This window comes from Pseudomonas sp. GZD-209, from assembly GCF_049310485.1.
Taxonomy (GTDB): Bacteria; Pseudomonadota; Gammaproteobacteria; order Pseudomonadales; family Pseudomonadaceae; genus Aquipseudomonas; species Aquipseudomonas sichuanensis.
Window position 1 is genome coordinate 1 of sequence record NZ_JBMOWQ010000224.1, and the last position, 11,663, is coordinate 11,663.

An 11,663-nucleotide genomic window follows, 5' to 3' on the forward strand; every position below is an offset into this window, starting at 1 on the left:
TTTGTATTCTTTGGGAACGACGGGGTTTTTATTTCTGCGTTGTTTTGTAGGCCCCCCCCCCCCCCCCCCCAACCCCCAACACAACAACAAAGGCCGCGCCATGCCCGTCCCCGACCCGTTTCGCCAAGGCCTCGAACGAGGCTGGATCACCCACGATGCCTCGCGCCTGGAGCAGGACCTGACCTTCGAAGCCGACGTCGCCGTGATCGGCAGCGGCGCAGGCGGCGCCACCACGGCCGAGGCGCTGAGTGCCGCCGGCCTGAACGTGCTGCTGATCGAGGAAGGCCCGCTGAAGACCAGCAGCGACTTCCACCTGCTGGAGCACGAAGCCTACGCCGAGCTCTACCAGGAAGGCCTGGGCCGGCTGAGCAAAGAGGGCGCCATCACCATCCTTCAGGGCCGCGCGGTAGGCGGCACCACCCTGGTCAACTGGACCTCGAGCTTTCGCACCCCGCCGCAAACCCTGGAACACTGGGCCCGGGAGCACGCCGTCAAAGGCCTGGACAGCGCCACCCTGACGCCCTGGTTCGAACGCATGGAACAGCGCCTGGGCATCACCCCCTGGGCGCTGCCACCCAACGCCAACAACGACGTGCTGCGCCGTGGCTGCGAGGCGCTCGGCCACCGCTGGGCGGTGATCCCGCGCAACGTGCGCGGCTGCTGGAACCTGGGTTACTGCGGCATGGGCTGCCCGGTCAATGCCAAGCAGTCGATGCTGGTCACCAGTATCCCGGCCCTGCTGGAAAAGGGCGGCACGCTGCTCTACCTGGCCCGCGCCGAGCGCTTCAGCCATGACGGCCAACGGATCGACCACCTGCTGTGCCAGGCCCTGGATGCCCGCGGCGTGCACCCGACCGGCCGGCAGATCCAGGTGCGCGCCCGCCATTACGTGCTGGCCGGTGGAGGCATCAACAGCCCGGCCCTGCTGCTGCGCTCCGAGGCCCCCGACCCGCACCAGCGCCTGGGCAAGCGCACCTTCCTGCACCTGGTCAACTTCAGCGCCGCGCAGTTCGCCGACAGGATCGACCCGTACTACGGCGCGCCGCAGTCGATCTACAGCGACCAGTTCCAATGGCAGGGCGGCGTCGACGGGCCGGTCGGCTACAAGCTCGAGGTGCCGCCGCTGCACCCGGCCCTGGCCAGCACCCTGCTCGGGGGCCACGGCCAGGAAAACGCCCTGCGCATGGCCGAGCTGCCGCACACCCATGTGATGCTGGCGCTGCTGCGCGACGGTTTCCACCCAGGCAGCCCGGGCGGCCAGGTGGAACTGCGCAGCGATGGCTCGCCGGTACTCGACTACCCCGTCACCGACTACCTGCGCGATGGGCTGCGCCGGGCCTGGCACAGCATGGCGCAGATCCAGTTCGCCGCCGGGGCCCGCCAGGTGATGCCCGTGCATGGCGATGCCCGCTACGTCGACAACCCCGCGCAAGCGGCCGCGATGATCGACGGCCTGCCCCTGGAACTGTTCCGCATGCGCCTGGGCAGCGCCCACGTCATGGGCGGCTGCGCCCTGGGTGAGGATCCGCGCCAGGCGGTATGCGACAGCCTGGGCCGGCATCATCAGCTGGAAAACCTGTCGATCCACGACGGCTCGCTGTTCCCCACCAGCATCGGCGCCAACCCGCAGCTGTCGGTGTACGCCCTGGCTGCGCGGCTCAGCGAAGCACTGGTCGGGCGCCTGGCACAGGGGGCATGACAGCCTCTGCACGCCCTGTCTATAGTGCCATCAGCCGGCCGCGCGACTTGGCCGGGCGCAATCCCTGCGCTACCATCCGACTCCCCAACGCACTCCAGCCAGGATGACGCGATGAACCGAGTGTTGTACCCGGGTACTTTCGACCCCATTACCAAAGGCCATGGCGACCTGGTCGAGCGCGCCTCGCGGCTGTTCGATCACGTGATCATCGCCGTGGCCGCCAGCCCGAAGAAAAACCCACTGTTCCCGCTGGAGCAACGGGTGGCGCTGGCCCGCGAGGTCACCAAGCACCTGCCCAATGTCGAAGTCATCGGCTTCTCCTCGCTGCTGGCGCATTTCGCCAAGGAGCAGAACGCCAATGTGTTCCTGCGTGGCCTGCGTGCGGTCTCGGATTTCGAATACGAGTTCCAGCTGGCCAACATGAACCGCCAGCTGGCGCCGGACGTCGAGAGCCTGTTCCTCACGCCTTCCGAGCGTTATTCGTTCATTTCCTCGACGCTGGTCCGGGAAATCGCCGCGTTGGGCGGAGATATCACCAAGTTCGTCCACCCGGCGGTGGCCGACGCGCTGACCGAGCGCTTTCGCAAGTAACCTGTGTGCCCGGGGCGCGTCCCGCTGACGCGCCCGCGTGCACTGCGGGCGCGAATCCGGCACAATTGCGCCTATCGCATTGAAACATGCCCGGGCCCGACGCCCCGGCCGGAGTCCCCATGTCCCTGATCATCACCGACGATTGCATCAACTGCGACGTCTGCGAACCCGAGTGCCCGAACGCTGCCATCTCGCAAGGCGAAGAGATCTACGTGATCGACCCGAACCTGTGCACCCAGTGCGTTGGCCACTACGACGAGCCGCAATGCCAGCAAGTCTGCCCGGTCGACTGCATCCCGCTGGATGAAGCCCACCCGGAAACCGAAGACGAGCTGATGGCCAAATACCGCCGGATCACCGGCAAGGCCTGATGCCGTTCGTCGCCGCGATACGCCGCGCCGCGCTTGGCGCCGCCCTGGCGCTGCTGGCCACGGCAGCTCAGGCCAACGGCCCGGGCCGCGCCGCCATCGCCAGCCCGCACAGCGAAGCCACCGCCGCCGCCCGGCAGGTGCTCGAACAAGGCGGTAATGCCTTCGATGCCGCCGTGGCCATCGGCGCCGCACTGGCCGTGGTCGAGCCCTACGGCTCGGGCCTTGGCGGCGGTGGTTTCTTCCTGCTGCGCGAACAAGCGGCCACCCCACGCTACGCCTTCCTCGACGCCCGTGAGCGTGCACCTGCCGCCGCCCGCGCAGACATGTACCTCAAGAACGGCAAGGTCCAGCCCGGCCTGTCGATCAACGGCCCGCTGGCGGCGGCCATTCCCGGCCTGCCCCAGGCCCTGGCCGACCTCGCCGCCAGCCACGGCAAACTGCCGCTCAAGGACAGCCTGGCCCCGGCAATCCGCCTGGCCAACCAGGGCTTTGCCGTCGACCGCATCTACCGCGACCGTGCCACCATGCGCCTGGCGGCGCTGCGTGATGACCCCGAAAGCGCCCGGCTGTTCCTCAGCGCCAATGACGTACCGGCCCTGGGCACGGTAATCCGCCAGCCGGAGCTGGCCGCCACCCTGCAAACCCTCGCCGAGCATGGCCGCGACGGTTTCTACCGTGGCCCCACCGCCCAGCGCTTGGTCGATGGCGTACGTCAGGCCGGCGGCCTCTGGAGCCTTGAGGACCTGGCCGGTTACCACACCGCCTGGCGCGAGCCGCTGCGCTATCGGCTGGCCGAACAGCGCGAACTGATCAGCAGCCCGCCGCCGTCGGCCGGCGGCGTGGCCCTGGCCCAGAGCCTGGCGATGCTCCAGCGCCTGCCCTGGCAGAGCGCCGAGCCGGTGCAGCGCAGCCATTACGTGATCGAGGTGCTGCGCCGGGCGTATCGCGACCGTGGCCTGCTGGGTGACCCGGACTACGTCGCCAACCCCATCAACCGCCTGCTGGCGCGCCACTACCTCACCGGCTTGGCCGACAGCATCGACGTGCACCAGGCCACCCCCAGCAGCGCCCTGCCGCCGTCACCGGCCTGGCGTGAAGGCGACCACACCACCCACTTCGCGGTGATCGACGCCGACGGCAACGCGGTGTCCGCCACACTGTCGGTCAACCTGCCATTCGGCGCGGCGTTCAGCGTGCCCGGCACGGGCGTGGTGCTGAACAACGAGATGGACGATTTTGCCGCCGACCCCAGCGGCAGCAACAGCTACGGCCTGGCCGGCAGCCAGGCCAATGCCGTGGCGGCGGGCAAGCGGCCACTGTCGAGCATGAGCCCGACCTTCATCGAAAGCCCAAGCCAGTTCGCCAGCTTCGGCACGCCCGGCGGCAGCCGGATCCCGAGCATGGTGCTGCTGTCGGTGCTGGGGTTCCTGGAAGGCCGCCCCGTGGCCGAGTGGCCGGCGACGCCGCGCTACCACCACCAGTACCTGCCGGATGTGGTGGAGTATGAACCGGGGACGTTCAGCGACGCACAAAAAGCCGAGCTGCAGGCGCGCGGGTATCGGTTGAAGGATGTGGGGCGTAACTACGGCAACCAGCAGGTGCTGTATTGGGACAAGGCTGGCGGGACGGTCGAGGCGGCCAGTGATCCGCGGGGTGTGGGGCAGGCGGCGGTCGTCGACTGATCCGGCCCTATCGCGGGGCAAGCCCGCTCCCACGGGATCCACCCCGGACTCGTGGGAGCGGGCTTGCCCCGCGATAGGGCCAGAAGCATCAACGCTGGCATTTCGGGCAGAACACGCTCGCCCGCTGTCCCAGCGTCACCGTGCGCAATTCAGTGCCACACACCTTGCACGGCTGCCCACCGCGCCCGTAAACGAACAACTCCTGCTGGAAATACCCCGGCTGCCCGTCACCACCGATAAAGTCGCGCAAGGTCGTCCCCCCCTGCTCGATCGCCGCCGCCAGCACCCGCTTGATCTCGATCGCCAGCCGCAGATAGCGCGCCCGGGAAATCCCGCCCGCCTCGCGGCGCGGGTCGATACCGGCGGCGAACAAAGCTTCGGTCGCATAGATGTTGCCCACCCCGACCACCACCGCGTTGTCCATGATGAACGGCTTGACCGCCATCGAGCGGCCACGGGACAGCTGGAACAGCCGCTCGCCATCGAACAGGTCGGTCAAGGGCTCCGGCCCCAGGCGCAGCAGCAGTTCGTGGTTGAGCGGGTCGAGGCTCCAGAGCATGGCGCCGAAGCGCCGTGGGTCGGTGTAGCGCAGCATCAGCCCCGACTCCAGCTCGATGTCCACATGCTCATGCTTGGCTGCCGGCAGGCCCAGCTCGACCAGGCGCAGGTTGCCCGACATGCCCAGGTGGCTGATCAGCGTGCCCACCTCGGCGTTGATCAACAGGTACTTGGCGCGGCGCTCGACGCTGACGATCCGTTGCCCCGACAGGCGCACGTCGAGGTCTTCCGGGATCGGCCAGCGCAGGCGCCGGTCACGCACCACCACACGGCTGACCCGCTGGCCCACCAGGTGCGGCGCAATACCGCGCCGGGTGGTTTCGACCTCTGGCAATTCCGGCATGGCTCAGCGCCCGCCCAGTTCGCGGATGTCCTGCTTGAGCTGTTCGAAGTCGTACTCCGACAGCCCGATGTATTCCAGCACCAGCGGGCCAACCATGTTCCACTCGTGATCGACACTCTGATTGCCCAGCACACGGTACGAGGCGCAGATGTGCTCGGACATCTTCAGCACCGCCAACAGGTTCTTCAGCTGGGTCTGGGCGTTGCGCGAGGACTCGTCGCGGAACACCGCCAGGGCGTTGTGGTGGTTGGCGATGGCGGCGCTGATGTGCTCCGGCAGGCGCCACGACTTGGCGGTGAAGTAGCCGACCACCGAGTGGTTGGTGTTGAACACGCGGTTCTCGGTGTCCACCACGCGGACTTCGTCATTGGTCTTGGCGTAGGACTCTTCCAGCACTTCCATGTAGTCGGGGAAGCGCTTGTGCATCAACGGCACGCCGCAGTCGTGGAACAGGCCCAGGGTGTAGGCCTCGTCCGCCGCCTGGATGCCGGTGCGCTTGGCCAGGGTGAGGCAGGTCATGGCCACGTCCTGGGCGGTGTCCCAGAACGGGTTGAGGGTGACGATGGTCTCGTCGCTCATCTCGCCCTTGATCGACTGGGCGTTGATCAGGTTGATGATCGAGCGGCTGCCCAGCAGGTTCACCGCGCGCTGGATCGAGCCGATCTTGTTCGACAGGCCGAACTGCGCCGAATTGACCAGCTTGAGCAGGGCGCCGGCAAGGCCAGGGTCCTGGGAAATCAGCTTGGCAATGGTCTCCAGGTCCGGGTCGGGCATGTACTGCTCGAACTGCAGGTCGACCATGATCTGCGGCTGCGGCGGAATGGTGATGCCTTGCAAGGCTTGCTGGATCTGTTCGGCGGTAAGTTCCTGGGACATGGTTCGCGCTCCTTGGGGACGGCGAATTCTAAACCCTGTAGTCCGCCAGGGCACCCATTGAGTGGATCGTTCGTTCCAGGTTTTTCTCTAGCCCCGTGGGCATGAGTGTTCTGCGTGGGAGCGGGCTTGCCCCGCGATAGGTCCTGCCCGGCGAACATCGCTGGCCATACTGACGCCATCGCGGGGCAAGTCGGGGCGCCGAACCGCCGCTCCCACGCTTGATCTTATCCACCCCACACTTGGTCGCGCCCCTGCACCGCATCGAAGACCAACACGCTATACTCCCGCTCTTTTTTCCCGGAGCGACGTCATGTCCCTGCCCAGCCTTCGTCTCAAAGCCAATGCCGACCGCCGCCTGCGCGCCGGCCACCTGTGGGTCTACAGCAATGAAGTCGACGTTGCCGCCACCCCGCTGCAGGGCCTGAAGGCCGGCCAGCAGGCCATCCTCGAAGCCGCCAACGGCAAGCCGCTGGGCGTGGTGGCCATGAGCCCGAACAACCTGATCTGCGCCCGCCTGCTGTCGCGCGACGCCAAGCTGCCACTGGACAAGTCGCTGCTGGTGCACCGCCTGAACGTGGCCCTGTCGCTGCGCGAGCGGTTGTTCGACAAGCCGTGCTACCGCCTGGTCTACGGCGACTCCGACCTGCTGCCGGGCCTGGTGGTCGACCGTTTCTTCGACATCCTCGTGGTGCAACTGGCCTCGGCCACCATGGAAGCGCACAAGGACGAAGTGATCGCCGCCCTGATCCAGGTGCTCAAGCCCAGCGGCATCCTGTTCAAGAACGACTCCGCCGCCCGTGACGCCGAAGGCCTCGAGCGCTATGTCGACACCGTCTACGGCGAAGTGCCGGACTGGGTCGCCCTGGAAGAGAACGGCGTCAAGTTCGAAGCCCCGGTGCGTGAAGGGCAGAAGACCGGCTGGTTCTACGACCACCGCATGAACCGCGCGCGCCTGGCGCCCTACGTCAAAGGCAAGCGCGTACTCGACCTGTTCAGCTACATCGGTGGCTGGGGCGTGCAGGCCGGCGCATTCGGCGCCAGCGAAGTGTTCTGCGTGGACGCCTCTGGCTTCGCCCTCGACGGCGTCGAGCGCAATGCCGCACTGAACGGCATCAGCGAGAAAGTGACCTGCATCGAAGGCGATGTGTTCGAAGCCCTGCGCGAACTCAAAGCCGCTGAAGAGCGCTTCGACGTGATCGTTGCCGACCCGCCCGCCTTCATCAAACGCAAGAAAGACCTGAAAAACGGCGAGGCCGCCTACCGCCGCCTCAACGAACAGGCCATGCGTATGCTCAACAAGGACGGCATCCTGGTCAGCGCCTCGTGCTCGATGCACCTGCCCGAGGACGACCTGAACAACATCCTGCTGACCAGCGCCCGCCACCTGGACCGCAACCTGCAACTGCTCGAGCGCGGCGGCCAGGGCCCGGACCACCCGGTGCACCCGGCGATCAGCGAGACCCGTTACATCAAGAGCATTACCTGCCGCTTGCTGCCGAACAGCTAAGCACTGTGGTCTGACAGCATGGGGCTGCATTGCGGCCCCATGCTGTCAGGCCGGCGAGGGGCTGCTGAGCATCCTCTGTTAGCGCCTGAAGTCCTGCATCAGCTCCTGCCCGTCGATGCTCAAGGTCTTGTAGCGCGGCGTGACCAGCTTCACCGCCCCTTCGCGAATGCCCTTGGCCACCCCATCCAGGTTCTCCATGCTGCCGCTCAAACTCCCCACTTCCCGCCATTCCCGGTTGTCCCAGGTGAACACGAACAGGCGCGATGCGTATGTGTGCCGCGGAATCATCAGCACTTCGTTGTGCCCGTCACCATCCAGGTCGACCGCCCACAGGTAGCACCCCTTGCCGCCGCACTGGCTTTCGGCCAGGGTCGAGTCAGCCAAGGCTTCGCTGCTGGATTGCACCGGCCCCAGCCACTCCAGCTTTGGCCCGCGCTCCTCGGCCACTGCCGGGCGTCGCACTTCCTCCAGCGCCGCCAGCAGTTGCGCGCGCCCTCGCGCATCGAGCAACTCATCCGTTTGCAGCCGTTTTTCAAGCTGCTCGAAGGCGTCTCGCCCCGGCTGGCCCAGGTCGTGGTACAGGTTTCGCGCATCGAACTCGCCGACCGGCGTACGCCCACTGACCAGGCGCTCGACCTGGTTTTTCGCACTCAGCACCTGTGGCGCGAGCAACGGCGTATAGAACAGCACCACCAGCGCCGCGCTGAGCAGGGCGATCCACGGGTTGCTCACCCGCAGGCTGTTCAGCCAGCCCTGGCGCGACGCCAGCACCGCCCAGGCCGCCGCCAGGCCGTGGGCCAGCATCACCCCCACCAGCAACAGCGCCAGGATGCGCGACGGTGTCAGCCCGTACTGATCGATGCGCATCCAGCTGGCGTAGGCCGCCAGGCCCACCAGCACCGGCAGGCACAGCAGGCTGGCGTTTACCAGGCGCTTGAGCGCAACGGGATAGACCCTGCCCTGCTGCCCCTCCTGGAACACACCATTGACCAGGAACAGATTGATGATCGCCAGCATCAGCAACAGGGTCGTCGAATAGCCTGTGTCCCACACCGGCTGCAGCCCGGTGAACGGCAGCGTCAGGGTGAACAGCACGGTAATCAGCGCACCGAGCGGCAGCAGGAAACGGCACAGGGTCAGCAGGATGCCGCGCAGCAGGCCGATGACCTTCTCGTTCTCCCGGCCCATGCGCATCCCCAGGGAGAACACCACCGGCAGCACCAGCCAGAGGAACACCGGCGACTCCACCGCATCCTTCACCTGCGGGATGCCCAGCATGCTGAACAGCAGCGCGCACAGCCACAGCAGCTGCCAGAACAGGCCAGTCAGCATCTGCGCCAGGAACAGGATGAACACATTGTTCCAGGCATGCCGGAACAGGTCTTCGTAACGCGGCCGCAGCCCTTCGCCGGTCGGCCAGGCAAGAATGAACGCGGTGCCGATATAGCCCAGCACCACCGCCGCCAGGCACCAGGTCATCTGCAGCCAGCCGCTGGGCTCGGCGGCGAACACCCAGGCGCTGATCCCGCCGATCAGCAGGCTCAGGCCCAGCACCAGCCAGCCCGTGCCGCGCTGGCGCACAGCGCTGCCGAGCAACTGCAGGTTGAGGCCCGCCACCGCCACCGCGGCACAGACCGCGACCGACAGACCGAAGCCGAGCACTTCACCGCGCCCCAGCACGGTGGCAAGCAATACCAGGCCCTGGAGCAGGCCGATGACAACGTAATACAACAACGAGCGAGTAGGCGCCGGCATGGCAAATCCTTTTGGCCAGTGGGTACAAAGCGCGCCAGTTTACCGAACCCTGCGCAACCGATGCCAAGGGCTTTACCGTGCGGGCTGGGCCGACTGCCAATTATCACAACGGCATTCCCTCGCAGGCGCGGCGGTGTAGAATCGGGCCTATTCATCGCCAGTCATCCCCGGCGGGTTTATGAGCTCTGGTCGAGCCTGCGGCGATCCCGCGCGGTCTTCGGCCCCCATCCTTGCCAGCGGCAACCGGCCTTCGGCGTATCAGGACAAGAGAAGCTCACTCCCTATTTACGTGATGTGATTTAGCCGCCAGGAGCGCTCCATGCCTGATTACCGTTCCAAGACCTCCACCCACGGCCGCAACATGGCCGGCGCCCGCGCCCTGTGGCGCGCCACCGGGATGAAGGACGACGATTTCAAGAAACCGATCATCGCCATCGCCAACTCGTTCACCCAGTTCGTCCCGGGGCACGTGCACCTGAAGGACCTGGGCCAGCTGGTCGCCCGCGAGATCGAACGCGCCGGTGGCGTGGCCAAAGAGTTCAACACCATCGCAGTCGATGACGGCATCGCCATGGGCCACGACGGCATGCTCTATTCGCTGCCCAGCCGCGAGATCATCGCCGACGCCGTCGAGTACATGGTCAACGCCCACTGCGCCGACGCCATCGTCTGCATCTCCAACTGCGACAAGATCACCCCCGGCATGCTGATGGCCGCCCTGCGCCTGAACATCCCGGTGATCTTCGTCTCCGGCGGCCCGATGGAAGCCGGCAAGACCAAACTGGCCAGCCACGGCCTGGACCTGGTCGACGCCATGGTCATCGCCGCCGACTCCAGCGCCTCCGACGAGAAAGTCGCCGAGTACGAGCGCAGCGCCTGCCCGACCTGCGGTTCGTGCTCCGGCATGTTCACCGCCAACTCGATGAACTGCCTGACCGAAGCCTTGGGCCTGGCCCTGCCGGGCAACGGCTCGACCCTGGCCACCCACTCGGACCGCGAGCAGCTGTTCCTCACCGCTGGCCGCACCATCGTCGAACTGTGCAAACGCTACTACGGCGACAACGACACCTCGGTCCTGCCGCGCAGCATCGCCAACTTCAAGGCGTTCGAGAACGCCATGATGCTCGACATCGCCATGGGCGGTTCGACCAACACCATCCTGCACCTGCTGGCCGCGGCCCAGGAAGGCGAGGTGGACTTCGACCTGCGCGACATCGATCGCCTGTCGCGCAAGGTGCCGCAGCTGTGCAAGGTGGCGCCGAACATCCAGAAGTACCACATGGAAGACGTGCACCGCGCCGGCGGCATCTTCAGCATCCTCGGCTCGCTGGCCCGTGGCGGCCTGCTGCACACCGACCTGCCGACCGTGCACAGCGCCAGCATGGAAGAAGCCATCGCCAAGTGGGACATCACCCAGACCGATGACGAAGCCGTGCACACCTTCTTCAAGGCAGGCCCGGCCGGCATCCCGACGCAGACCGCGTTCAGCCAGTCGACCCGCTGGGAAACCCTCGACGACGACCGCGAAAACGGCTGCATCCGCAGCTTCGAGCACGCCTACTCGCAGGAAGGCGGCCTGGCCGTGCTGTACGGCAACATCGCCCTGGACGGCTGCGTGGTGAAGACCGCCGGCGTGGATGAGTCGATCCATGTGTTCGAAGGCAACGCGAAGATCTTCGAAAGCCAGGACAGCGCCGTGCGCGGCATCCTTGCCGACGAAGTGCAGGCCGGTGACATCGTCATCATCCGCTACGAAGGCCCGAAAGGCGGCCCGGGTATGCAGGAGATGCTGTACCCGACCTCGTACCTGAAATCCAAAGGCCTGGGCAAAGCCTGCGCCCTGCTCACCGACGGCCGCTTCTCTGGCGGCACTTCCGGCCTGTCGATCGGCCACGCCTCGCCGGAAGCCGCCGCAGGCGGTGCCATCGGCCTGGTGCGCGACGGCGACAAGGTGCTGATCGACATCCCCAACCGTTCGATCAACCTGCTGGTCAGCGACGAAGAGCTGGCCGCGCGTCGCGTCGAGCAGGACCAGAAAGGCTGGAAGCCGGTCGAAGTGCGCCCACGCAAGGTGACCACCGCGCTGAAGGCCTATGCCCTGCTGGCCACCAGTGCCGACAAGGGTGCGGTGCGTAACAAGGCGATGCTTGAAGGGCTGTGAGGCTTTGATGGCATGAAAAAAACCGGCGCCTGGTGCGCCGGTTTTTTTATCCGCTCGTCCCCTATCGCGGGGCAAGCCCGCTCCCACGCTAAACCACACTTACTTCGTGGGAGCGGGCTT

9 protein-coding genes are annotated in these 11,663 nt (G+C 66.5%); 6 read left to right on the top strand and 3 right to left on the bottom strand.

Translation table 11 applies throughout. From position 1 onward, the window contains the following. Positions 1–100: 100 nt before the first annotated feature. The 4 genes from ACO6VM_RS22700 (at position 101) to ggt (ending at position 4,343) form a co-directional block, all read left to right on the top strand. On the top strand, positions 101–1,699 hold the full coding sequence (locus ACO6VM_RS22700; protein ID WP_422403847.1) for a GMC family oxidoreductase N-terminal domain-containing protein: 1,599 nt from the start codon (positions 101–103) through the stop codon (positions 1,697–1,699). 111 nt (positions 1,700–1,810) lie between these two features. Beyond that, a complete protein-coding gene (coaD, locus tag ACO6VM_RS22705; protein ID WP_153785509.1) occupies positions 1,811–2,290 on the top strand; it encodes a pantetheine-phosphate adenylyltransferase in 480 nt (159 codons plus the stop codon). Positions 2,291–2,409: 119 nt separating this feature from the next. Continuing rightward, a complete protein-coding gene (locus tag ACO6VM_RS22710; RefSeq protein ID WP_011531711.1) occupies positions 2,410–2,661 on the top strand; it encodes a YfhL family 4Fe-4S dicluster ferredoxin in 252 nt (83 codons plus the stop codon). After that, positions 2,661–4,343 (top strand): gamma-glutamyltransferase, encoded by a 1,683-nt coding sequence (gene ggt / locus ACO6VM_RS22715; RefSeq protein WP_422403848.1) that lies wholly within the window; start codon positions 2,661–2,663, stop codon positions 4,341–4,343. Before ACO6VM_RS22710 ends, ggt begins: the two co-directional genes overlap by 1 nt. A gap of 88 nt (positions 4,344–4,431) precedes the next feature. On the opposite strand, the gene mutM is transcribed toward ggt, so the two are convergent. Both mutM and ACO6VM_RS22725 read right to left on the bottom strand, forming a co-directional pair. Next, a complete protein-coding gene (mutM, locus tag ACO6VM_RS22720; RefSeq protein ID WP_153785508.1) occupies positions 4,432–5,244 on the bottom strand; it encodes a bifunctional DNA-formamidopyrimidine glycosylase/DNA-(apurinic or apyrimidinic site) lyase in 813 nt (270 codons plus the stop codon). Between the two features lie 3 nt (positions 5,245–5,247). Further along, on the bottom strand, positions 5,248–6,066 hold the full coding sequence (locus ACO6VM_RS22725; protein ID WP_401056118.1) for an HDOD domain-containing protein: 819 nt from the start codon (positions 6,064–6,066) through the stop codon (positions 5,248–5,250). 364 nt (positions 6,067–6,430) lie between these two features. Here ACO6VM_RS22725 and ACO6VM_RS22730 point away from each other — a divergent pair, with 364 nt between their 5' ends. Continuing rightward, positions 6,431–7,627 (top strand): class I SAM-dependent rRNA methyltransferase, encoded by a 1,197-nt coding sequence (locus ACO6VM_RS22730; RefSeq protein ID WP_110992134.1) that lies wholly within the window; start codon positions 6,431–6,433, stop codon positions 7,625–7,627. Positions 7,628–7,705: 78 nt separating this feature from the next. On the opposite strand, the gene ACO6VM_RS22735 is transcribed toward ACO6VM_RS22730, so the two are convergent. Continuing rightward, positions 7,706–9,382 carry a DUF4153 domain-containing protein gene (locus ACO6VM_RS22735; protein WP_401055701.1) on the bottom strand — a complete coding sequence of 559 codons (1,677 nt, stop codon included), beginning with the start codon at positions 9,380–9,382 and terminating at the stop codon, positions 7,706–7,708. A 319-nt stretch (positions 9,383–9,701) separates the two neighbouring features. Here ACO6VM_RS22735 and ilvD point away from each other — a divergent pair, with 319 nt between their 5' ends. After that, the gene (gene ilvD / locus ACO6VM_RS22740) at positions 9,702–11,543 is read left to right on the top strand and encodes a dihydroxy-acid dehydratase (protein WP_401055702.1); all 1,842 of its coding nucleotides are present in this window, start codon (positions 9,702–9,704) and stop codon (positions 11,541–11,543) included. The last annotated feature ends 120 nt before the right edge of the window (positions 11,544–11,663 follow it).